This is a genomic window from Allonocardiopsis opalescens (genome assembly GCF_003002095.1).
GTDB lineage: Bacteria > Actinomycetota > Actinomycetes > Streptosporangiales > Streptosporangiaceae > Allonocardiopsis > Allonocardiopsis opalescens.
The window spans coordinates 16449-38722 of sequence record NZ_PVZC01000012.1; the positions used below are offsets into that span (position 1 = coordinate 16449).

A 22274-nucleotide genomic window follows, 5' to 3' on the forward strand; every position below is an offset into this window, starting at 1 on the left:
GCGACCAGGGATGATCTGCGGTGCCTACGGTGGCCCCTCGGCGTCGTCTGCCACCTCGACATGCGCCTCCGCTGCCGCAACCGGGCGGTGTGCTGGCTCCACGACACCCTCCAGCGGCTAGCCGCACACGTGGGGATGTGGCGGATGTGACCGGTACGCTGCGCATCCTCGTGACCGGGTCCCGCACCTGGGGCACCCGCCCCAGCCCGAACGGCCCCGTACCCGACCAGCGGCAGCACGACCGACTCGTGGAAGCGCTCCGCTGCGCCGCGAAAGGCGCCCAACGCCCGGTGTTGGTGGTGGGGGACTGCCCGACCGGGGCCGACGCCATCGCCACCCGATACGCGCGCCGCTGGGGGTGGCGGGTGGAGGTGCACACCGCCCTGTGGGGTGTCTACGGCTCCCATGCTGGGCCGCGCCGCAACGCGGAGATGGTGCGCGCGGGCGCCGACATCTGCCTCGTGTTCCTCAACGAGCTGAACGGCAAGCCGTCGCGCGGAACCCGGAACTGCATGAGGCTCGCCCGCGAAGCCGGGATCAAGACCAAGGCGTGGGAGGCGACGTGACAGCGACGAAAAAGGCGATTGGGATGTCATCAGTTGCGGACCGGATCCGCGCTCGTTTGGGGGTCCGACGTGACCTCCCCGACCCGGCGCAGCGCCGGGCGATCCGCCAAGCGGCCGGACTGTCACAGCAGGAACTTGCTGATGCCATCGGCGTTACCCGCCAGGCCGTCAGCAACTGGGAGTCAGGGATTCGAACGCCTCGTGGGGCTGCCCTGGACCGGTACGTCGATGCCATCCGGACACTCCGAGAACTGGGAAGCGAAGACCTGTGATCATCACAGTTCGCATCCTCGGCACCGAGGTCATGGCCCTGGACCTCACCACCCACCAGGACGACTCGGCGGCACGGGAGCACGCCGAGTTCGGGTTCAGCGGCGGGTCCGGCGGCCAGTACGACATCGACTATCGGGACACCAGCGAAGACGTCCACGCACGGGGGAGGACACAGTGATCCCGCAACCCAAGTACACCCTCCGCGAAGCCCGCCAGGAACTCGCGCGCCGCGAATGCAACGCCAACGGCCACGACTTCACCCCCATCACCCCTGCGTACAGCCCCGACCCGGTGCGGTTCGTCTGCGGAAACTGTGGACGAAGCTGGCAGGTCACGGAGGCTCAGACCACCGGGGGAGGACACAGTGAGTGACGCAGCGGCCGACGCCGCATACCAGCACCTCCAGCAGTTGAGGGAGCGCATCCCACAGCTCCGCGCCTCCACCACCGCCGGCACCGTGCAGCGCCGCCGCAGCGACCTCACACCCACCCAACTCGCACGGCAGGGTGAGGCGCACCTAGACGAGCGGTGGGAGCGGGCCGCGAACGCCGCCCGCGGCGTCAGCGCCCTCGGCGCGTCCCCGGCCCCGGTGGACCTGACGGTGCTGGACACGATCCGGGAGATCGCCCGCAGCCTCAGCCAGATGGTGCAGACGGTCCACGACCGGTTTGGGCTCGGCCACTGGACTCCCGGACGGCCCGAGGGACACGGCGATGAGCGCACCGGGGGCATGTCGGGGGAGATCCCACGCCTGCTCCACCTGCTGAGCAAGGTCGCGTCCGACCCGGATCTCGCTCACTACGTCGCGGACGAGACGAGGCGCCTTAACCGACTCGCAGCCATCGCCCTCGGGGAGGGCGAGCAGGTGAAGCGACTCGACGGCCGCTGCCCCTACTGCGGCGCGAAGAGCTTGAAGGTCTTTGTGGACCGCGAACTCGTGATGTGCGTGAACACCGGATGCCGCTGCACCCGCACAACCTGCCGCTGCCAAGACGAAGATCGGCCCCGGCGCCACACCTGGTCCCGCGCCGAGTGGGATGCGCTCGCCGACACACTCAACGCCACCAACACCGCCGCCTGAACAGGAGCACCCGCATGGACCGTCGCCCGCACACGAACCCGCCGACCTGCCCCATCTGCAACGCCCCAGTTGACGCCAGCACGGAGCGCCCCGGCTACTTCGTCGTTTCGCTCCAGGGAACCCAGGGAACCCACGTCGGCACCCTCGACCAGATCCCCCTTGGCCCGAACGACAAGGTCACCCCGGCCCCTGACCTCACGAGGTACGAACTCGAACCGTGCGGCAACGTCCTCGAAGGACTCAACGCAAGGCGGTTCAGGGAGGCGCTGGCGGTCCACCGCACAGAAAGCCCGCAGCACTAGCACCACCTGAACAGGAGAGGACCGATGAGCGAGACACCCGTGTGGGCTGGAGACGCTGAAAGCGACAACTGGCGGGCCCTCGTCAAGGAAGAAGTCGACGCGTGCCTGAAGTGGGCGCGCAGCGTCGGCATCACCGAACCATCCATAGTCCGTGTCCTCATCACCCAGGACGAGACTGGAGCCCTCACCGCTCTGGTTGAGTCCTACGCCACTGGCGACAACGGAACGTGGTTTCCCGCCGCAAGCTCTACAGGCTCCCAACGTGTCACCCGGAGCCTGCCGGTGAATTCGCTGCCGCCGATCCCGACCGTTGAAGGGCTCGCCCAGTACGCCGACATCCTCCCGGAGCTGTGCACATGACCATCACCGACTTCCTGTATGCGCGGCTGGCCGAGGACGAAGACACGGCCCTCACCGCCGCTGGCGGCTCCATGTACCAGCACGGCCGGTGGTCACTGCGGCCCACCTCGGACGGCGCCGATGTGCTGACCAGGGGCTTCTACGTGATTCTGTCCGACGAGCTGCCGGAGGTGGCCGCCCACGTCGTCCGTCACCACCCCGACCGTGTGCTCGCCGAGGTCAAGGTCAAGCGGCAGATTCTCGCCGAGTACGAAGCGGCCATTCGAGATGACCGAGACATCGTGAACGACGAGTGGGTCAGCGGCCAGAACCAAGGCGCTGTCAACGCCCTCAAACCGGTCATTCACCTTCTCGCCGCCGTCTACCGCGACCACCCCGACTACCAGAAGGACTGGACGCCATGAGCGGCGGCAGCCACAACTACCTGTGCTGGACCTCCGACCTCGAAGAACTCACCCAGAAGCAGACCGCCCTCCGCGAAATGGCCGACGACCTCGCCGCCCTTGGCTACGCAGACGACGCCGCCCGAGAAACCGAAGAACTACTCGTCATGCTCCGCCAATGGCAGAACCGGGCAGAGGTCCGCATCCGGCGACTGTCCGAGGTGTGGCGGGCCCTGGAGTGGTGGCACAGCGACGACATCAACGAAGACGCCTTCCGCGAAGCCCTCACCAAGTACCGAGGCGATGCCCAACGGAGCCCGTCATGACCGTGCACGCCCGCACCATGCTCACCTGGTCCGTACTCATCGCAGCCGCAGCCATCCTGGGGACGGTCATGTCCCGCCTCCCCGAATGGGTGCACACCAGCCTGCTCTGGGCCGTAGTCGCTGGCATCACCCTCGCCATCGCCCTCCGCCTCCCCGGACTCCTGACCGTGCTCAACCTGACCACCGTCATACCGCCACTCGCAGGCTTCGCCATCCTCGCCATGGGGGCGATCAGAGGCGGATACGGCCCCGAACTGGTGCCATTCGCCGGAGTGGCGGCCTACACCGCACTCCTCGCGGCGTACTGGAAAACCAAGGCAACGCAATCGTCCACCCAAACGGACACCGACGCACGAAAAGCTCAAGTCTCCACCGGCAGCGACAAACCGAACGCAGAATCCACTGACAAATCCACGGAGCAACGGTGAGACTCCCACCCCGGCCCGGATGCCGCCTCCACGGACCCACCTGCACCACACCATGGGGCTACGACCCCGCCCACACCGACAGCCGCCGCCCCTACACCATCCACGAACTCGCCAACCGCGAAGCCATGCCCCACCGCTACGCCTACCCGACCGTGGACGACTACCTCGCTGGCTGGAAGCTCTGGCTCGCCCTCCGCCGCGACTGGCAGCTCAACCCCGGCGAAGCGCGGATCCGCTTCGAAGGTGTCGCCGCGCGGCTCGGGTTCACCGGCCGCACCCTGGATGAGATCGCCGAAGAAGCCATCGCGAGGCACACATGACCGAATTGGCCGAGCAGTATCGCATCGTCCTCAACGGCGGCCCACTCGACCAGGCCACCCACACCACCAACCAACTACCCGACGTCCTATACGCCCTGGAATGGCCCGCAAGCCACATGACCAAATTCCGCGCCGACTACAACGAGAACCCAGACTGTGGCATCCAGGGGTGGGGTATCCACCAATACGTTCGGCAGCAGACAGACCAACCAGTCGGTCCAACGACCTACACCTACCGCCGACACGGGGTCAGCAGCCGCTGGATACCGTTCCGCGCGATCCTCGGCGTAGGGCTGTAGATGGCCGACGACTGGGCGCTGACCGCCGCCGAAATCGCCACCGAACTCGACATCAAACGATCCACCGTCGACTCATGGGTTCACCGGGGCCACATCACCGCTATCCCCGGCACCTGGCCGAAGAAGTATCGGATGAGCGAGGTGTACGAGGCCGAGAAGCAGCGCCGCGACAACGAAGCACGGACCCGCCGCAACATCACACGTCGGAATGACATGACAAACGCCACGACATGCTAATATCGGCTGCAAGATCTTGAACAGCAGCGAAGCCATGCCCGGAGAGCCCAACGGCCCCGGGCATTTTTCGTGCCCGCCCCACCTCCACGCGTGCCTCCAGGGGCGGGCACCCAGACCCTCACTGTGGCGGTGAGGCGGGGGAGAAGGCCGCCCGGGAACGCTCACACCCGGGCGGCCACACCCCTACTCTCCCTTGGACGTCGGCGGCTGCTTCCCGCTCGACATCCAACCCCGGCCGCGCCCCTCATCCAGGCTGTAGAACGCGCCCACAACCAGCATCACCCCGACGGCGATAGCCGCCACCGCGTGCTGCAACACACCAGCCCCAGGCCCCGAACACGCGCTCAACAGCGACGTGCTCGGCGCGAACGCCGACCCGCACCCCTCACTCGGCTCACTCGGCACCAACCCCATCACCAACCCGCCGATGATGAGCGCAACCCCCACCACGATCACAACACGACCAGCCAGCGTCACAACGCCCTCCCACACAGCGAACCCGCGCCGCGCCCCCGCCGCGAACCCAACGCACATGAGACGCGCAACCCACCGGACCGGACGACACCCAGGAGGTGAGCCGGTTGTGCCCGCACCACTCCCCGCCCAGAAACGCGCCGCGATCCTCGCAGACATCCAAGCCGGCGAACTCTCCCGCAACGCCATAGCCCGCAAACACAAAGTCAGCGTCGGCACCGTCACCAACATCGCCAACAAGGCCGGTTTGACCACCGCCTTTGACCGATCAGGCGTCGAAAAGGCCACGCGTGCGCGCGTCGCCGACGCTGCTGCGGTGCGGGCTGAGGTGTCGCGGAAGTTCCTGGACCGCGCCAACGAGATGCTTGATCAGATGCACGAGCCGCACCTGGTCTTCAACTTCGGCGGCAAGGACAACGACTACAACGAGCGCATCCTGAGCCGGCCGCCAACGACGGATCTGCGGAACCTGATGACGTCGGCGGCGGTCGCCATCGACAAGCACCTGAAGATCGAGTCGTCTGGTAAGGACCCGAACGCGGACGCCGCAGCTTCGATGCTCGGGACCCTCCGCACGGCTTTGGAGGGTGCGGCGGATCGGCTGCGCGACGACACTGCGACCGAAGATGGATCTTGACCGTGTCACTCGGATCATGTCCCCGGCGCAGATCCGGTCGATCGTGGATTCGCTGTCGACTCCGCAGATCGCATTGTGGTGCGGGGCGGTCAGCTCCGGGAAGACCATCGCTTCGCTGCTGGCATTCCTGATCGCGATTACCCAGGCCCCAGACCGGGGCCTGATCGTCATCGTCGGCCGGACGCTCCAAACGATCGAGCGGAACATTCTTGACCCGCTCCAGAGCGTGGAACTGTTCGGTGTCGTGGCGTTGCAGGTGCACCACACCACCGGGTCCACCACGGCGGTAATCCTTGGCCGGACTGTGCACCTGGTGGGCGCCAGCGACGCCCGTGCGGAGTCCCGCATCCGGGGCGCGACCATCGCGCTCGCCTACTGCGACGAGGCGACCCTCGTCCCGCAGAGCTTCTGGATGATGCTGCTCAGCCGGCTCCGGGTGCCGGGCGCGAAACTGCTGGCGACCACGAACCCGGACAGCCGGTCGCACTGGCTCCGCAAGGAATTCATCCTCCGCGCGGGTGAGGTCGGGCTACGACACTTCCATTTCACCATCGACGACAACCCGAGCCTCGACCCGACCTATGTGGAACTGCTGAATGCCCAGTACACAGGACTCTGGTACAGGCGGTTCATCCTTGGCGAATGGTCCTTGGCGGCCGGCGCGGTCTTCGACATGTGGGACGAACAGCGCCATGTGGTCGATGACTTGCCGGGGATGACGCGGTGGTTGGCGTTGGGTGTCGACTATGGCACCACGAACCCGTTCGCGGCGTTGCTGCTCGGGTTGGGGTCGGATGGGTGCCTGTACCTGGCATCGGAGTGGCGGTGGGACTCCAAGGCCGAGAGCCGTCAGCTCACCGATATGGAGTACTCGCAGCGGGTCCGGGCGTGGCTCCAAACGGTTCCGATCCCGGGGGCGCCGGGGGTGGTTGGGCCAGTACCGGAGTGGTGGGTTGTTGACCCGTCCGCCGCCTCGTTCCGGGTGCAGTTGCACCGGGATGGGATCTCGGCGCGGTTGGGCGACAACGAGGTGATCCCTGGGCTTCGGGTGTTCGCGTCGCTGCTCGCGTCCGGCCAGTTGAAGGTGCACCGGTCGTGTGCAGGGCTGATCGATGAGGTGGCTGGCTACTCGTGGGATACCGCGAAGGCCGAGCGGGGTGAGGATGCCCCGGTGAAGGTTGATGACCATTCGCTGGATGCGGCCCGGTACGCGATCTACACCACTCGGAGTCTTTGGCTTCGTCAACTCCGTGACCCGAAGCTCGCCGCTGCCTGACCGGATGGGGGTGGACTGGTGCCCCTGCCGACCGGGAATCCCGCGTGGCCACCGCCCGCGAGTAGGGCTGCGGAGAGGCACTACCGGGTGTGGAACGCCTGGTTCTCGGGTGATCCGGCGAAGCTGCGTGAGGTGTACGAGGCGACGAACGGCCTTGGCGGACCCGCTGGCGCCGGGCGGGATGACGGCGGCTTCGGGCTGCTGAACCGGGTGTTCCGCTTCTTCTGGGCTGCCCCAACCCCCAAGGGGCAGCAGTCGGACACGAAGCTCCACATCCCGCTCGCCGGGGACATCGCGTCCACCTCGGCGGATCTGCTGTTCGGTGAGCAGCTGTCGATCCACGTCCCCGACCCGACCGTCAACCGGGTAACCCAGGAACGCCTGGAGACCATCATCGGAGACGGTCTGTATCCGACCCTGCTGGAGGGTGCGGAGACCTGTTCGGCCCTCGGCGGCGCCTACCTCCGGATCACCTGGGACCCCGCCGTCGCGGATCATGTGCTGTGGGACGCGATCCCCCCGGACTGCGCGGCACCGGAGTTCCGATCTGGGCGACTGGTTGCGGTGACGTTCTGGCGTGATCTGGCCCGCGAGGACGGCCGGGTGTGGCGGCACCTGGAGCGGCACGAGCCGGGTCGGGTGTACCACGGCCTGTACTACGGCACCTCCGACCAGCTCGGCATGGTGCGCGCCCTCCAGGATCGTCCGGAGACGGAGCCGTTCGCCGCGCTGGTGGACGACCAGAGCGGCATCACCACCGGGGCGCGGGGCCTCGCAGCCGAGTATGTGCCGAACATGCGGCCGAACCGGCTCATGCGCGGCAGCCCGCTCGGCCGCAGCGACTACGCCGGGATCGAGCCGGTGATGGACGCCCTCGACGAGGTATGGACGTCGCTGATGCGTGACGTCCGCCTCGGTAAGGGGCGGCTCGTCATCCCGCAGGAGTACCTGAACTCGCTAGGCCCTGGGAAGGCGGCGTTCTTCGACCTCGACCAGGAACTGTTCACGCCGCTGGGTCAGGTCATTCCTGAGAACGACGGGTTCACCATGGAGCAGGTCCAGTTCCAGATTCGGGTGGCTGAGCACCTGGAGTCCGCTCGTGCCCTCGCCGCCCAAGCTCTGCGGGGGGCCGGCTACTCGGTGCAGTCCTTCGGTGAGGCCCAAGACGCCGCCGCGGTCACCGCGACCGAGGTGAAGACCCGGGAACGCCGCTCGTACACGACCCGTGACCGGAAGATCGGCTACTGGGACCCGGTGTTGCGGCGGCTGTTGACAACCTCGTTGGAGATCGACGTCGCACAGTTCCGGCCCGAGGGTGTGACGCCGATGGTGCCGGAGATCGAGTGGCCTGACGGTGTCGCGATCGACCCCGAAAACCAGGCCCGCACCATCCAACTCCTCGACCAGGCGCGTGCGGTGTCCACCCGCACCAAGGTCACCATGCTGCATCCGCAGTGGGACGAAGAGCAGGTCACCGAAGAGGTCGACCTCATCGACGGCGAGGCCGACGGCGGCTGGTCCGCGTTGGCCGGCGCCGCAGCACAGGCATCCTCCCAGCCGGTTGAGGAGCCCGAGGACGTGGACGACGCCCCGGCGGCCGTCGTCTGACCCACCCGCACACCAAGGCCCGGCCGGGAGTCGGGCCTTTCTCATGTCCGGCGCCCGGCGCGCCGCAGAGAGGACCACCCGTGACCGAGACCACCACCGAGACGACCGAAGCAGTCGAGCCGACCACCGACCCGGCTCCCGAACCCGCCGACACCCAGCCGACCACCGAATCCCCGGAGCCGGCCGAGAAGCCCGCGCCGAAGCCGAAGCCGCCGACGGACGGTGTGCAGGTCAGCGGCCGCGCCAACGAACCCAAGCCCGACACCGACCCCGCGAAGCCCAAGGCGGAGCCGACCAGCATCGACGACTTCCCGCCCGCCGCTCGGAAGATGATCGAGGACCTGCGCAAGGAAAACGCGTCCTCCCGGGTCAACGCCAAGGAAGCCGCCGCGAAGGAAGCCGCTGAGCAGGTCCGTAAGGAACTCGCCCAGTCCCTCGGCAAGGCCCTTGGCTTGGTGGACGACAAGACCGAAGAACCAAAGCCTGTCGACCCGGCCGAACTCGCGCGACTCGTCCAGGAGAAGGACGACAAGATCCGCGACTTCGAGGTCAAGGAAGCGATCCGAGACGTCGCCGGAGACCTATCCGCTGACAGCAAGGCGCTGACCGACTCGATGTCCTTCATGCGAAGCATCAAGGGCATCGACCCCAGCGACACCAAGAAGCTTGCCGCTGCCATCAAGGCGGCGGTGGAGAAGAACCCGAAGCTGAAGGCCGCCCAGGCGGCGGCCCCGGCGCCGAGTGGAGGCGAGTTTGCCGGCGGGCCCGGCGAGAGCCCCGATGCCGAGTCCATGAGCGTCGACGACTTCCGCGCAGCGCGCAGGAAGCGGTAGGCGCATCCCCACCAGGAGATTCCTGTGGCGAACACCTTCCTCACCCCCTCCGTCATCGCCCGCGCGGCGCTGGCGAACCTCTACGAAACCACCGTCATGGCCGCCCTGGTGCACCGGGACTACGAGAACGAGTTCCAGCAGGGCCGCGGCGCGACCATCAACATCCGTCGACCCGCGACGTTCGTCGCCGAAGAGTTCGACCGCTCCCAGGGCATCCACATCCAGAACGCCGAAGAAACCGGCATCCCGATGACCCTGAACCACTTCGCGGACGTGTCCTTCGCTGTGACCAGCGAAGACCTTACGCTCAACATCACGGACTTCAGCGAGCAGCTGCTGAACCCCGCGATGGAAGCCATCGCCCAGAAGATCGACCGTGACCTGCTGGCGCTGCGCAACGACATCGTGCAGGAGGTCGGCGTCGTCGGCTCCACCGTGACCGGGCTGCCGGGCACGAACGAGTGGGCATGGGACAACCCGCGGGTCGCGATCGACGCCCAGCGGGTGCTCAACCAGCGCAACCTGCCGACCTCGCAGCGGCGGATCGCCGTCGGCCCGGACACCCAGTCCAAGTGGCTCGGCGACGACCTGTTCAACCGGGCCGACGCGCGGGGCGACACCGAGGGCCTGCGTGAGGCCAACCTGGGTCGGCGGGTGTTCGGGTTCGACCCGTACATGACGCAGAACATCACCATCCCCGAACAGACCACGGGCAACTCCACCACTGAGGTGGGGGTGGCGTTCCACGAGACCGCGTTCGCCCTCGCGTTCCGCCCGCTGGCGCTGCCGCGGGGCGCGCAGAACGCGGCGATCGCGAACTACCGCGGGTTCGGGCTGCGGGTGGTCTACGACTACGACACCAACCTCAAGCAGGACGTCGTGTCCATCGACTGCCTGTACGGCACCAAGACCCTCGACCCGAACCGGGCCGTCCTCATCAAGGGCGCCGACGTCGCCTAGGAGGCGGAGATGGCTTACCGACAGATCATCACCAAGGAACTCCGCCTCACCGGGTCCCCGGTCGCCTCTGCCGCCCATCTGGTGTGGCGGGCGCCGGCGGACTGCCGGGTGGTCGCGCTGCACGGCCACCGGTCCGGAGGTGCGGCCGCTGCCGTCAACGCCCAGATCGGTAGCACCGACGTGCTCGCCTCGAACCTCACGTGCGGCACCGGCGCGGGCACCTACTCCACCGGCACGCCGTCCGGCGACGCGGGTCGCATGGAGGCGGGGGACGCGCTGTCGCTGGAGGTCGCCTCGGGGGACGCCACCACGGTGATCATCCAGGTGGACATCGCGGTTGACGCCGACGAGATCAACTACGGTGTGGTGAGCTGACCATGTACCGGTACACGAACCGCAACACCAACCAGGTGGTGGAGTTCCCTCAGGCCAACGCCCGCCTGGACCGCCTGTCGAACTGGGAGCGGACCGGATCGGCGGAACCGAAGCGCGCCGCCAAGCAGGAAGAGCCCAGCCGGGACACCGCCCAGGACTCTGGTCCGAAGCGGCCGAGCACGGGCGACCCCAAGGACGCCTGGGTCGAGTACGCGATCACCACCGGGATGCCTGAGGCCGAGGCCCGCGACAAGGACACGACCAAGGCCCAGCTGATCGAGCGGACCGCCCAGGTCAACGCCGACCCTGAGAAGTAGAGGCGGTGGCGTATGCGCGTCTACGCCACCGTCGAAGAGTTCACCGCGTGGCTCGCCCCGGACCCGGCGCCTGCCAACGCCGCACGACTGCTGCGGCAGGCGTCGGGTCGAGTCGATGAGCTGCTGATCGGCGCCTGCTACGACACGGACACTGCCGGGATGCCGACCGCTGCCCCGATTGTCGAGGCGCTGCGAGACGCCACCTGCGCCCAGGCGGAGTTCACCGCTGCGTGGGTGGCGAGCGGTGGCGACTCCACCGGGGCGCGGCGCCGTCCGACGGCGGTGACCGTCGGGCAGGTGTCCTACACCTACGGGGGCCGCAGCAGTAGCGGCTCGACTGGGAGCGGGGCGGCGGCCGCAGACCGGGTGCCCGACGCGCCGGAGGCGGTCACGATCCTGCGGCTCGCTGGCCTGCTGCCAGTCACACCGATCACGTACTGACCGGGGGTGCGGGGTGCTGCCGTTCTACACCCACACGATCCAGTTCGTGCGCGCCCCGATCGTCGCTGACGCCCACGGTAACCGGTCCGCTGACACACGGGACTGGGCGAACGCCGAACCAGTTGGTGGCCCGGTGCGGGGGTGTGTCCAGTTCAATGCCCGCCTCACCGGGCTGGGCACCCGCGAAGACACCACCAACGGGCGGGAGATGGTCGAGGACAGCGTATGGGCGTGGGTAGACCCCGGCCCCACCATCCTGTCCACGGACGGCTTCCAGGTGGATGACACCCTGTACAAGATCGCTGGTGAACCGCGTGAAATGGCGGACCCGTTCGGGGGCGCGGCCCACATGATGCTCGTCGGCACCCGAGTGCGGGGGTGACCTTGTGGCGCGGGTGCGTATCGACCAGGCGGCGATCAACCGGTTCGGCAGCCTCCCGCAGGTCGAGCGGGACATGGACCGGCGGGCGCAGCGGGTCGCGACCACAGCCCGCAGCGACGCCCCGGTCCGCACGGGCGAGTACCGGGCATCGATCCGGGTGGAGGATCTGGGCGGCGGTGCGCGGCGGATCATCGCCGAAGCCGACCACGCGATCTTCGTGGAAGAAGACACCCGCCCCCACACGATTCGGCCCCGATTCCGCCGCGCCCTGTACTGGGCGGGCGCCGACCACCCTGTCGCGGTGGTCCACCACCCCGGCACCCGGGGGCAGCACGTCATGGCGCGGGCCCTGAACGCCGCCTACGGCCTCACACACGCATAGGAGCCATTCATGCCGCACATCGAGGTGTCGTTCCCCCACAGGGGCAGCGACGGGACGAAACGCCAGCCTGGGGACGTGGTGTATGTGTCTAGCGCTGAGGCGCGGCGTCTCACCAGCGACAGCGTCGCGCAGGTCGTCCCCACCCCTAAGCCCGAGAAGGCGCCCACCGCTGAGTCTGAGGGCGCGGAGAAGCCGAAGTCGGCCGCGCGGACCCGCAAGGCCGACCCGGAGCCCACCATATGAGGCGGGACAGTAAACCAGGGGAGCCCGCCCAGGCGATCCGGGTGGAGCGCGCCGGCCCCGAAGTGAGGGTGTTCTTCAACGGTGCGGAGTTCCCGCACGCGATCGACCAGAGCGCTGTGTTCCTGCACGTGTCCGCCGATGAGCGGCCCTCGGTGACCATCACCGTGTTCGCGGAGCGAGTGGACCTCGTTGACTCGGTGGCTCGGCGGGTCGATGAGGACCGGAAGGCGGCGGCCCGCGCCTATCTCGCGTCGAAGGCGCCCGGCGCCCGAGCAGCCAGCTAGAGGGGGCGTTGTGGCTCCGTGGGTGATGTTCGGGGACGCTGAGCTGGTGGCCATCACCTACCTGCGTGACGTCCTCGGCGACGCTGTCGCGCACGTCTGCTCGGAACTGCCGGGCCCCGACGAGATGGCCGCGTTGCTCCCGCTGGTGCAGGTGGAGCGGCTCCCCTCACCCCCCATGGCCAACCGGTACGCCCTGGACGTAGCTCGAATGGACATCAGTGCCCGAGTCGCTACTGGTCGCCCCGACGCGATCACCCTCGCGACCCTCGCTGGCGCCCATATTCGCGCGATGCCCGGCCGCACTATCGCTGGGGTGACGGTGTCCACGGTGCGCCGGCAGACCGGCCCCGAGGAACGCGCCGACGAGAACACCAACCTGCGGGTGGCTGGGTTCACCTGCGAGCTGTATCTGCGGTCGATACCGCAGACCTGACCTGAACCGTCTGTCTCACCCCGCCTCCGCGCGGGGTTTTTTCATGCCCGGACGTGGGCGCAAAGGAGTTGATCATGGCTGACAACCCGGACGCCCTACGGGTAGCAGTCGACGGCGGCAAATGCTACATCGCGAACCTCGGATCCGCGGTCCCCACAGGGATGGACCCGTTCTCGTCTGCGTGGCGAGACCTCGGACTGATCTCCGAAGAAGGCGTCAACGAAGCCTACGAGGAGGACCGGACCGAGCGGCGCCCGTGGGGCTACAAGTCCCCGGTGCGTACCGACATCACTGGTGTGACCAAGACGTTCACCATGACCGCGTGGGAAACGAACGCCTACACTCGGGCGCTCTACGACAACGTCGGCTTCGCCGACTTCAGTGCCGATGTGGACGGGGTCGTGTCCTACACGGTGCGCCGGCCGACGGGGCAGAGCCTGTACATGCTCGCCATCGACTCCTTCGACGGCACCAACCACCTCCGCACGATCGTGCCCCGGGCCGAGGTGACGGCCCGCGGCGAGATGGTGAACTCCGCTGAGGAGGTCATCGGCTACAACTTCACCTGGACCGCCTACGAACTGTCGGACCGCACGATGTTCCAGCGGTTCTTCCTGTCCAACGGCATGTGGCTGCCCGTGGACACCCTCACGGTCACCGGTACCGCCACCGTTGCTGTGGCGGCCACCACCCAGCTCACCGCGACCGCCGCGTATTTCAACGACGACGCAGATGCCGATGTGTCAGCGGACGCGGACTGGGACACCTCCGACCCCGCTATCGCGACGGTCGACGACACGGGTGAGGTGACGGGTGTGTCGGCGGGGGCGGTGACGATCACTGCCACCTACCGGGGTGTGTCGGGGGCGCTGCCCATGACGGTCACCAGCCCCTAACTCATGACTGGCTGCTGGTGGGCGCGTGCGGGTCGCCCATCAGCAGCCTTCCAACCCGCACACCCGCGAAGGAGTCACGCATGACCGCCAAGAGGACCACCACGTCGATCGTGGACGATGGCAACGTGATCGACGTATCTGGGCTGCCGGTCCTGCGGGCGCAGGAACTCGAAGCCCGGCAGGAACCGCAGGCGTTCAAAGTCGGCGACACGGTGTTCGCGATCAAGCCGATGGACGAGTGGTCCTATCGGGCCGAACTGGCTTTCTGGCGCGGCAACATCGAAACGTGGGCCCGCTCAGCCCTCACTGACCCGAGCCAGCTCGACGCTCTACTGGACTGCACCTCCCCGAACATCAGCCGCATCATCCGCTGGTACATGGATCGGGTCGGCGTGACCCTGGGGGAAGACGACAGCTCCTCCGACTCCTAGAGGAGCACCCCGAAGAGATCGAACTGGATCTACTTGACCGAGGCCACGACATCCTTGACTTCCACCGCCGGAAGATCTCGCTGCGGCGAATGCATCTGCTCGTGGTCAAGGACATGGCGCGGATGCCTAGGCTCCGTGCGGCCCTGCTCGGCGAGGACACCCAGCGGCCGTTCGACGAAGCCAACTATCAACTGGCGCTGATCAGTAACCGACTTCAGATGCTGGAGCAGGTCCTTCATGTGGGGCTGAGGCTGAAGGGGAAGCCCCGTCCGTTCAAGGCGTACCCCGTCCCTGGGGTGAGCGTGAGGGGCGGCAAGAAGCAGCGCGCCGTGAAGCCGAAGGTGAACCCGAAGCACATGGCGTACTTGGATCGGTTCTCACCCGGCAAAGCGCCACCCATCGGGGCGCCGCCCCCGCCGTCCTCGGAGCGGCGCCGGCCGTCCCGCGTGAAAACCGCCTGATACCCAGGGGAGGGTAGATGCCCTCCGCTGGCAGCGTGCACGTCGATGTCTTTCCTGACCTGCGCAGGTTCGGGCCGCAGCTCCGGCGTGACCTCCAGCGTGAGGTGCGGGCGCTGCGGGTCGACGTGCCCGTGCACGCCAACACCCGGCAGGCGTCGCAGGCCCTCGCCGGGCTGCGGCGCCGCGCCGAGGGCTTGAACGCGGTGCGTCCCCGCATCCAGGTGCGGGCCGAAACCGTCGGGGCGGTCGCGTCGCTGCGGGCGGTGGACCGGATCGTATCCCGGCTGGACGGGCGCCGGATCCGCATCCATATGACCACCACCGGGGCGGCGCCGACCCTCCCCACGGTCACCCCACCCCGAACCCCCAGAACCCAGACGGCGCCGTCGGGCAGCCGTGGGTCGCAGTACCAGCAGCCGTTCACCGACTCCTCACCCGCGCAGCAGGCCGCTGTCGCGACTCTCGTCCCGCCGGCCATCCCTGCTGTGGGGGCGCTGGCCGGCGGCCTGGGTGCTGTCGCGTCGGGTGGCGCGGCGGCGGCTGCGGGTGTAGGCGCGTTCGCGCTCGCCCTGATCCCCGCAATCGCCAACGCCCGTGAGGCCGCTGCGACCGGCGGCCAGTTGACGGGGCAGCAGGCCCAGTTCACGGCTGCCACAGACCGGATGACGGCCGCATGGCAGGGGTTCCGGGCCCGCACGGACGGCGCGGTGCTGGTCGCTGCGTCCCGGAGTGTGGATGTCGCCACCGAGGGCCTTGATCTGCTGGAGCCGGTCGCGAATTCCACCGCCGGGGCGGTCGCGACCCTCGGTGTTGAGGCGCGGGCCGCCCTCGGAACCCCGGAGTGGCAGCGGTTCTTCGCCTTCGTGCAGCGGCAGGCATACCCGAGCACGCTGATCTTCGGCCGGAGCCTGGGGAACCTCGGTACCGGCGTCGCGGGGCTGGTCACGAACTTCGAACCCCTGTGGAATGTGGTCGGACCGGGTCTTGAGGGCATGTCGGCGACCTTCGCCCGCTGGGGACAGGACTCGTCGAACTTCACCGAGTTCATCCAGTGGACCATCGACAACGGACCCGTCTTCGTCGGCACCCTCGGGGACCTCGCCGGGGCAGCGGTCGACATCGGTGTAGCGGTCGCTCCCCTCGGCACCGTCTACGCCCAAGGGCTCGGGCTGCTCGCCTCCTCCATCAGCGCGGTCGCCGAGCAGGCGCCCTGGCTCATCCAGTTCGCCGTTGCGGTCGGAACCGCCCGCGTCGCCCTCGGCCTCCTCGGCCGCGTCAACTCTGGGCTGATCCAGCCGCTGCGCGAGCTGCCGGGGCGAGTACGGGACTTCGCCAGCGGCCTTGGGCAGGCCAGCATGCAGGCGAGCAGCGCTGCGGGCGGTGTGGGCCGGTTCCGGGGCGCTGTGTCCGGGGTCGTCGGAGCCCTCGGCGGCCCCTGGGGGCTCGCCATCACCGGAGCCGTCGCCGCGCTCGGTCTGTTCATCAGCACCAAGGCTGCCGCGACGGCCGAAGTGGACCGGTTCGTTGAGGCGATCCGGCAGGACAACGGCGCTATTGGCACGCACTCCCGCGAAGTGATCGCCGCGACGATCGCCGCAGAAGGGCTCGTCGCCGAAAGCGCCCGTCTCGGCCTCGAACTCGACCTGGTCACCGACGCTCTGCTGGGGAACACCGCTGCGCAACGCGAGGTCAACCAGGCGATCCAGGACGGTATCGCCGCTGATGCCGCGTACCTGCAGCAGCACGGCCGGTCGCGGGATGGCGCAGCTGAACGCCAGTTGGCCGCGCACAACCTGACTGCGGCGATCGAGGGGCAGAACGCCACGATCGCTGAGGCGGTACAGCGCTACCAGGACGAGCAGGCCGCGTCTGCGGCGCTTGGCCTGCAGGCCGACACCACAGGTACGAGCATCACCGGGCTGGCCCTCAGCCAGGGCGGTCTGAACACCGCATTGCAGATGGGGACCGGTTCGGCGCAGTCGTTGCGGACGGCACTGGACCTGCTCACCCAGACCAACCTGACAGTCGCCCAGTCGGAGTTGGCGTGGCACCAGGCTCTGACCGGGGCCACGGAGGCGATCGACGCCAACGGCGCGTCCACCGACCTCAACACCGCCGCCGGGCAGGCAAACAGGGCGTCCCTGCTGCAGCTGGCGCAGGCCGCGACGGGCCACATCAACGCGATGCGGGAGCAGGACTCCTCCGCTGAGGACCTGATCGCCACCAGCCGGCGGCAGCGGGAGGCGTTCATCCGGGTCGCCCAGGAGATGGGCTATACCGAGGATGCGGCGAACGACCTCGCGGACGAATACCTCGGGATTCCCAGCGAGGTGGAGACCGCGATCCGGGTCAACGCCCGCGGCGTGTGGACCCTCGGCCCCAGCTCCGACGGCTATGACCCGTGGGCGAACAATCCCGTCTTCGGGGACGCGGTCCGCCGCGCCGAGGGCGGCCCCATCTTCGGGCCTGGCACCACCACATCGGACTCGGTGCCGGTCCTGGCGTCGCAGGGTGAACACATGCTCACCGCCGCCGAGGTTGAGGCGGCGGGCGGCCATCAGGGCGTTTACGCCCTCCGCGCAGCGATCCGGTCAGGGCAGTTCGGCCAGCCGATCCGCCGAGCCCGGGGCGGTCCAATCGAACGCGACGCCTTGGACCTGCAGGCCGTCGATGAACTCAACGACCATCGGGTGGACGTCCGCCTCCAATACCAGCGACTCATCGCCGGGGCGCTCGGGCATATCGCGCACGCCACCGCACAGCAGATCCGCCGCTACATGTCCGAGGGCGGCCTCGGTGCGCTGGCTCGGGCGGTCTCCCAGCAGGGCGTGCCCTACTCCTGGGGTGGCGGCGGCCCGGGGGGTCCGAGTTTCGGGTTCGGCCGCGGAGCGAACATCCGCGGTTTCGACTGCTCGTCGCTGATGCAGTACGCGTGGTGGCCGTGGGTCCAGCTTCCCCGTGTCACCTACTCCCAGATCGAGTCCGGCATGCCGGTCCCGGTTGGGGCGCAGCAGCCGGGAGACCTGGTGTTCCCGAACCGGGGCCACGTGGCCATGTACGCGGGCGGCGGCCGGCTGTTCCACACGTTCCGCACCGGGGAGGTGGCCGGATACCGGTCCATGTATCCCAACCCGCTGGCGATCCGCCGGCCGATGCGGGGGATGGCGATCGGGGGGCGAGCCTCAGCGGGCGAGATGGCGCTCGTCGGCGAGGAAGGCCCCGAACTGGTCCGGTTCACGTCGGCCGCGGAGGTCTACTCCAACGAGCAGACCCGTGAGCTGATGCGTGCGAGCGCCGCCTACTCGGCCATGGGCGGTGGGCGGCACGGTGATGCGCCGCTGGTGGGGACGCTCGACATCGACGTCCACGACTCCAGCGCGGGGGCGCGCGAGATCGCAGAGGAAATCACCCACGCGATCCGGAAGGTCCGCCACGGCGGCCGCTACGCGGTCGCCGACTGAGGGGGTGGCAGATGCCCCTGGAGCCTCGGCAGTTCGAACTCGACGGTTTCGTGTTCGGCGATTTCACGCCGATGCAGGTCGACGCCTTCGATCCGGGCGGGAAACCGGCCACCACGGCCGGGGATGTTGCCAACCCGGTCGGGGACGGCGTCGTGTTCGGCTACGACCGGGTGGGCGGGATGCTGCTCACCTGGGACCTGTGGACGGACTGCGCGGACGAGGCGGAGGCGCGCGCCCAGTGGTCGGCGATGGCGTCCCGCTGGGATGCGCGGTCGGCGCGGCGCACTCCGCGGGATGTTGTGCCGCTGCGGCTGCGCACCCCGGGCGGCGCGGATCGGGTGGTGTACGGCCGGCCTCGCCGGTTGGAGCCGGCGAGTGTGGCGCTGATCGCGGACGGTCTGGTTGATCTGGTCGCGGACTTCCAGTGCTCGGACTATGCCTTCTACGACGATGTGGCGTCGTCGGTGGTGTTGTCGCTGGTCCCGGACATGAGCGGCGGCCTGTCGATCCCGTTCACTCCTCCGGTGCAGTTGGCTCCGATCCAGGACAGCGACTCGGATCAGCTCCGCAACGCTGGCGATCTGCCGACGTGGCCGGTGATCACGATCCAGGGGCCGATCGTCAACCCGTCGATCACCTTCGTTGGTGGCTCGTCGATCCAGTTGGTGACGACGCTGGCGTTCGACCACGTGGTGACGATCGATCCGCGCCCGTGGGTCCGCAGCATCACCCGGCAGGACGGCGCGTCCCTGGCCGGCTACGCGCGGGGGGCGCGGCTCGCCGAACTGGAACTCCCGCCGGGGTCCACGGTGGTGCAGTTCCGCGGCCAGGACCTCACTGGCACATCCAGTTGCACGATCACCGTCCGCTCCGCTTACAGCGTTCCCTAGGAGGTCTTCGTGGCGTTTCAGGGCGTGTGGGCGGTCGACGGCTCCACGATCGCCGGGCCGCTGATGCGGCTCATGCACGGGTCGGCGACCCGCTCCGGTGAGGGCGTCGTGGACATCGGAGACCTGGCGGTGCGGGAGCTTGCGGTGCCTGGCACCTCGGTGCGGGTGGGCAGCGGCGCTACCACGGTGCTGGGGCGGGAGATCCAGTGGCAGGGCTCCTACTACTCCTACAACACGGGTGACATCGAGGTGCCGATCACCCCGACGGGTTCGGGGTCGGGCCGCTCGGATCTGATCATCGCAAGAGTGGAGGACCCGACGTTCGCGGGGTCGCCGTGGACCCACAACGCATCTGACACCCTCGTGTACGCCCGGGTGATCGAGGACGTCGACCCTGGGGAGACCGGAATCCCGGCCGGGGAGACGATTTCGGCGATCCCGCTGGCGCGGCTCGATATCCCTGCCTCCACCGGCACCATCACCCAGGACATGATCGTTGACCTGCGGCAGATGATGGACCCCCGCAGCACCCAGGTCGTGCGGATCCAGCGGGGGATGGACCCGATCGACTACGCGGGTGATGTGACCGACGCGTATGAGAACTGGCCGAACAACCCGTGGAACCTCGCGGGAGCCCGTGTGCCGATCCCGGCGTGGGCGACGCAGGCGCAGATCCGCGCCACCTGGGCGCAGACCCTCCTGGAGGCCACGGGCGGGACGGGCGGCAACAACGACGCCCGCGGCCAGGTCCGGATCCGGTTCTACAACGGGTCCGACGAGCTGGTGACGACCCCGACCGCCTACAACGTCAACCAGACCAGCCCGACGAACGGATACAGGACCACGATCAGTTGGGCTGACACCGTGTCGATCCCCTCCTACCTGCGTGGTGTCGATGCGGCGCTGGCGATGCAGGTGCGGGGCACCTCGGGGTTCAACGGACGGCTCGCGTTCGATCAGTACGCCGTCGGCAGCGTCGAGATCACGTTCAACGAGGTGCCTGTCCTGGATCTGGCGTAGGGGGTCGCGTGACTGTCCTCGTCCGCTGGTCCGGCAACGGCCTCACGCCGCAGACCTTCACGACCTCTTCCATCGGTGCGGGTGACTCAGCGCCGACCAGCATCGGCGGAACCGCCCCCCAGGTCGTCGCGTCGGGGGTGCGGCCGCCGCGGGTGGAGTGGCCAGCGGCGGACGCTTCCTACATCGTGTGGGAGCATCCGGCGGTCGCCCAGGTGGCGGCGCGCTGGTACGTGGAGCTGACGGCGCTGACCGGGGACACCAGGTTGGGGTCGCTGGTGGTGTCCGGGGCGACCTCGGCTGCGAATGTGCAGGTGTCGGCTGCGGGCGCGTTGCAGATTCAGGCGTCCGGGTCGGTGCAGGCCACCTCAGCGGATGGGGTGATTCCGACCGGGGTGCCAGTGCGGATCGAGATCCTGCTGGACACCTCCGGGACGCGGCGGCTGTACGCCTTCGCTGGGGACACGACCACGCTGCTCGCCGAGGCGGCATGGGCGGGACCCGCGACGACCATCAGCGCATTCTGGTGGGGCCACACCTTCGTGTCCACCCACAGCCTCCGCTATGGGGACGACCTGATCGTCCGGGACCTCGCGGCCCTGATCGGCCCCGCGCAGACCCCGAGCACGCTGATCCCGGTGGCGCCGTCCGGGGGATGGCAGTACCACGCCATGCGGATCCTGGGTCGGACGTGGATTGACCGGGATCTGCCCCTGTCGGATGTGCAGCTCACCTACACGATGAGCGGCCCCAGCGGCATCACCGCGACGATCAACCCCGAATACGCCACGCTGAAGGGCGCCGACGGCGCCCCGGTGCTCGACGAGTGGTCCACCCTGATCGTGGTCGAGAAGGACGGCCAAGTCAGGGCGGCTGGCATCCTCGTGAACTCAGACTTCGTCGGGTCGGACTGGGGCCTGGAGTGCTCCGGTATCGCGGCGTACCCGCAGGACATGCAGCTCACCGCGACCACCACATGGGGCGGCTCCGTCAACGGCACCACGGGGCACGGCGTGGACCCGCTCGACGTGGTCCGGGGGTTGTGGGCGCACCTCCAGGGCCAGCCGGACGGGGATCTCGGCGTCGTCCTGGACGGCACCACCACGCCGTATCGGCTGGGGGAGTGGCACAACGCGCGGCGCCTCCCCACCGAGGCCGAACCCGAACCGGACCCCAAAGAGGTCCAGGACCCGCCGATCCCGATCGACCGGGTGTGGACCAGCGCCGACCAGCGGCCTCAGGCGGCGCAGGGCCGCACCCTGTTCTGGCGGTACCAACTGCCGTGGTACGACAACATCGACATCGGCCAACGCATCGACCAGCTGTCGAAGCAGACGCCGTTCGACTTCCTGGAAACCGCCGAATGGGCCGACTCGGCGAAGTCCGACGTGCGGCTGGGCATCCGCTTCGGCTACCCGCGACTCGGCACCCGCCGCCAGAACCTCCGCTTCGTGGAGGGCGAGAACATCACCGCCGTGGTCGCCGTCCGCCGCGACGGCGACGGCTACGCGAACGAGGTCCGCGCCTACGGCTCCGGTGAGGGCACCAAGCAGCTCCGGCAGACCTACTCGCAGCGGGACGGCCGGCTGCGGCGGGTGCAGGTCGTGGACCACCCCGAGGTCGGCTCGAAAGCGGCGCTCAGGGCCGAGGCGAAGGCGGAGCTTCTGCGGGTCCACAACTTGGTCGATGTCCGCGCCTTCACGGTCCGCGACCACCCCAACGCGAGTATCGGCAGCTTCGCGGTGGGCGACGACGTACTTGTGCAGGCCAGTTACGGGTGGCTGCCGGTGACGCTGTGGGTGCGGATCACCCAGATGACCATCACACCGGAGTCGGGTGACATCCGCATCACCTGCGCACGCAGCGACTCCTTCAACTACAGCGGCTCACGGGGGTGA

At 68.5% G+C, this 22274-nt stretch carries 33 protein-coding genes; 32 read left to right on the forward strand and 1 reads right to left on the reverse strand.

Going from position 1 to position 22274, the window contains the following annotated elements; all coding sequences use genetic code 11:
• The first annotated feature begins 146 nt into the window (after positions 1 to 146).
• From CLV72_RS29810 to CLV72_RS29865, 12 genes are all read left to right on the forward strand, one after another.
• A complete protein-coding gene (locus CLV72_RS29810; protein ID WP_106253293.1) occupies positions 147 to 566 on the forward strand; it encodes an SLOG family protein in 420 nt (139 codons plus the stop codon).
• A 23-nt stretch (positions 567 to 589) separates the two neighbouring features.
• A complete protein-coding gene (locus tag CLV72_RS34040) occupies positions 590 to 838 on the forward strand; it encodes a helix-turn-helix domain-containing protein (protein WP_106253295.1) in 249 nt (82 codons plus the stop codon).
• Positions 835 to 1017 (forward strand): hypothetical protein, encoded by a 183-nt coding sequence (locus CLV72_RS29820; RefSeq protein ID WP_106253296.1) that lies wholly within the window; start codon positions 835 to 837, stop codon positions 1015 to 1017. The genes CLV72_RS34040 and CLV72_RS29820 overlap by 4 nt, the downstream gene beginning before the upstream one ends.
• Before the next feature lie 186 nt (positions 1018 to 1203).
• On the forward strand, positions 1204 to 1920 hold the full coding sequence (locus CLV72_RS29825; RefSeq protein ID WP_106253298.1) for a hypothetical protein: 717 nt from the start codon (positions 1204 to 1206) through the stop codon (positions 1918 to 1920).
• A gap of 14 nt (positions 1921 to 1934) precedes the next feature.
• The gene (locus CLV72_RS29830) at positions 1935 to 2222 is read left to right on the forward strand and encodes a hypothetical protein (protein ID WP_106253300.1); all 288 of its coding nucleotides are present in this window, start codon (positions 1935 to 1937) and stop codon (positions 2220 to 2222) included.
• A gap of 24 nt (positions 2223 to 2246) precedes the next feature.
• Positions 2247 to 2582, forward strand: coding sequence for a hypothetical protein (locus CLV72_RS29835; protein ID WP_106253303.1), 336 nt, complete (start codon positions 2247 to 2249; stop codon positions 2580 to 2582).
• Positions 2579 to 2986, forward strand: coding sequence for a DUF6221 family protein (locus CLV72_RS29840; protein WP_106253306.1), 408 nt, complete (start codon positions 2579 to 2581; stop codon positions 2984 to 2986). The genes CLV72_RS29835 and CLV72_RS29840 overlap by 4 nt, the downstream gene beginning before the upstream one ends.
• Positions 2983 to 3291 carry a hypothetical protein gene (locus CLV72_RS29845; protein WP_106253308.1) on the forward strand — a complete coding sequence of 103 codons (309 nt, stop codon included), beginning with the start codon at positions 2983 to 2985 and terminating at the stop codon, positions 3289 to 3291. The genes CLV72_RS29840 and CLV72_RS29845 overlap by 4 nt, the downstream gene beginning before the upstream one ends.
• On the forward strand, positions 3288 to 3719 hold the full coding sequence (locus CLV72_RS29850; protein ID WP_106253310.1) for a hypothetical protein: 432 nt from the start codon (positions 3288 to 3290) through the stop codon (positions 3717 to 3719). The genes CLV72_RS29845 and CLV72_RS29850 overlap by 4 nt, the downstream gene beginning before the upstream one ends.
• Positions 3716 to 4039, forward strand: a complete 324-nt coding sequence (locus CLV72_RS29855; protein WP_106253312.1) for a hypothetical protein — start codon at positions 3716 to 3718, stop codon at positions 4037 to 4039. The genes CLV72_RS29850 and CLV72_RS29855 overlap by 4 nt, the downstream gene beginning before the upstream one ends.
• Positions 4036 to 4338 (forward strand): hypothetical protein, encoded by a 303-nt coding sequence (locus tag CLV72_RS29860; protein WP_106253314.1) that lies wholly within the window; start codon positions 4036 to 4038, stop codon positions 4336 to 4338. Before CLV72_RS29855 ends, CLV72_RS29860 begins: the two co-directional genes overlap by 4 nt.
• Positions 4339 to 4575, forward strand: a complete 237-nt coding sequence (locus CLV72_RS29865) for a terminase gpP N-terminus-related DNA-binding protein (protein WP_106253317.1) — start codon at positions 4339 to 4341, stop codon at positions 4573 to 4575.
• A gap of 183 nt (positions 4576 to 4758) precedes the next feature.
• On the opposite strand, the gene CLV72_RS29870 is transcribed toward CLV72_RS29865, so the two are convergent.
• Positions 4759 to 5052 carry a hypothetical protein gene (locus CLV72_RS29870; protein WP_146159627.1) on the reverse strand — a complete coding sequence of 98 codons (294 nt, stop codon included), beginning with the start codon at positions 5050 to 5052 and terminating at the stop codon, positions 4759 to 4761.
• Between the two features lie 106 nt (positions 5053 to 5158).
• Between CLV72_RS29870 and CLV72_RS29875 the strand changes: the two genes are divergently transcribed.
• From CLV72_RS29875 to CLV72_RS29970, 20 genes are all read left to right on the forward strand, one after another.
• Entirely contained in the window at positions 5159 to 5686 is a 528-nt protein-coding gene (locus CLV72_RS29875) for a hypothetical protein (RefSeq protein WP_106253321.1), read from the forward strand.
• Positions 5676 to 6962 (forward strand): PBSX family phage terminase large subunit, encoded by a 1287-nt coding sequence (locus CLV72_RS29880; protein ID WP_106253324.1) that lies wholly within the window; start codon positions 5676 to 5678, stop codon positions 6960 to 6962. The genes CLV72_RS29875 and CLV72_RS29880 overlap by 11 nt, the downstream gene beginning before the upstream one ends.
• An 87-nt stretch (positions 6963 to 7049) precedes the next feature.
• On the forward strand, positions 7050 to 8570 hold the full coding sequence (locus CLV72_RS29885) for a phage portal protein (RefSeq protein ID WP_170141171.1): 1521 nt from the start codon (positions 7050 to 7052) through the stop codon (positions 8568 to 8570).
• Between the two features lie 80 nt (positions 8571 to 8650).
• Positions 8651 to 9403: a hypothetical protein gene (locus tag CLV72_RS29890; RefSeq protein WP_106253329.1), complete on the forward strand. Its 753-nt coding sequence runs from the start codon at positions 8651 to 8653 to the stop codon at positions 9401 to 9403.
• Between the two features lie 24 nt (positions 9404 to 9427).
• The gene (locus CLV72_RS29895) at positions 9428 to 10363 is read left to right on the forward strand and encodes a P22 phage major capsid protein family protein (RefSeq protein ID WP_106253331.1); all 936 of its coding nucleotides are present in this window, start codon (positions 9428 to 9430) and stop codon (positions 10361 to 10363) included.
• Positions 10364 to 10372: 9 nt separating this feature from the next.
• On the forward strand, positions 10373 to 10738 hold the full coding sequence (locus CLV72_RS29900) for a hypothetical protein (RefSeq protein ID WP_106253333.1): 366 nt from the start codon (positions 10373 to 10375) through the stop codon (positions 10736 to 10738).
• A 2-nt stretch (positions 10739 to 10740) separates the two neighbouring features.
• Positions 10741 to 11055 carry a hypothetical protein gene (locus CLV72_RS29905; protein ID WP_106253335.1) on the forward strand — a complete coding sequence of 105 codons (315 nt, stop codon included), beginning with the start codon at positions 10741 to 10743 and terminating at the stop codon, positions 11053 to 11055.
• 12 nt (positions 11056 to 11067) lie between these two features.
• Complete coding sequence (locus CLV72_RS29910) at positions 11068 to 11496, forward strand: head-tail connector protein (protein ID WP_106253337.1); 429 nt, start codon at positions 11068 to 11070, stop codon at positions 11494 to 11496.
• 13 nt (positions 11497 to 11509) lie between these two features.
• Positions 11510 to 11878 (forward strand): hypothetical protein, encoded by a 369-nt coding sequence (locus tag CLV72_RS29915; protein WP_106253339.1) that lies wholly within the window; start codon positions 11510 to 11512, stop codon positions 11876 to 11878.
• A 4-nt stretch (positions 11879 to 11882) separates the two neighbouring features.
• Entirely contained in the window at positions 11883 to 12260 is a 378-nt protein-coding gene (locus tag CLV72_RS29920) for an HK97 gp10 family phage protein (RefSeq protein WP_106253341.1), read from the forward strand.
• Positions 12261 to 12269: 9 nt separating this feature from the next.
• Complete coding sequence (locus tag CLV72_RS29925) at positions 12270 to 12503, forward strand: hypothetical protein (protein ID WP_106253343.1); 234 nt, start codon at positions 12270 to 12272, stop codon at positions 12501 to 12503.
• Between the two features lie 41 nt (positions 12504 to 12544).
• A complete protein-coding gene (locus CLV72_RS29930) occupies positions 12545 to 12787 on the forward strand; it encodes a hypothetical protein (protein WP_146159628.1) in 243 nt (80 codons plus the stop codon).
• 46 nt (positions 12788 to 12833) lie between these two features.
• Positions 12834 to 13220 (forward strand): hypothetical protein, encoded by a 387-nt coding sequence (locus CLV72_RS29935; protein WP_146159629.1) that lies wholly within the window; start codon positions 12834 to 12836, stop codon positions 13218 to 13220.
• Positions 13221 to 13294: 74 nt separating this feature from the next.
• Positions 13295 to 14116: a phage tail tube protein gene (locus tag CLV72_RS29940; RefSeq protein ID WP_106253350.1), complete on the forward strand. Its 822-nt coding sequence runs from the start codon at positions 13295 to 13297 to the stop codon at positions 14114 to 14116.
• Between the two features lie 80 nt (positions 14117 to 14196).
• Complete coding sequence (locus tag CLV72_RS29945) at positions 14197 to 14547, forward strand: hypothetical protein (RefSeq protein WP_106253353.1); 351 nt, start codon at positions 14197 to 14199, stop codon at positions 14545 to 14547.
• A gap of 89 nt (positions 14548 to 14636) precedes the next feature.
• Positions 14637 to 15008 carry a hypothetical protein gene (locus CLV72_RS29950; protein ID WP_106253356.1) on the forward strand — a complete coding sequence of 124 codons (372 nt, stop codon included), beginning with the start codon at positions 14637 to 14639 and terminating at the stop codon, positions 15006 to 15008.
• 17 nt (positions 15009 to 15025) lie between these two features.
• Entirely contained in the window at positions 15026 to 18469 is a 3444-nt protein-coding gene (locus CLV72_RS29955) for an NlpC/P60 family protein (RefSeq protein WP_106253358.1), read from the forward strand.
• An 11-nt stretch (positions 18470 to 18480) separates the two neighbouring features.
• Positions 18481 to 19359, forward strand: coding sequence for a hypothetical protein (locus CLV72_RS29960; protein ID WP_106253361.1), 879 nt, complete (start codon positions 18481 to 18483; stop codon positions 19357 to 19359).
• A gap of 9 nt (positions 19360 to 19368) precedes the next feature.
• Positions 19369 to 20379 carry a hypothetical protein gene (locus CLV72_RS29965; RefSeq protein ID WP_106253364.1) on the forward strand — a complete coding sequence of 337 codons (1011 nt, stop codon included), beginning with the start codon at positions 19369 to 19371 and terminating at the stop codon, positions 20377 to 20379.
• Positions 20380 to 20387: 8 nt separating this feature from the next.
• A complete protein-coding gene (locus CLV72_RS29970; RefSeq protein WP_106253366.1) occupies positions 20388 to 22274 on the forward strand; it encodes a hypothetical protein in 1887 nt (628 codons plus the stop codon).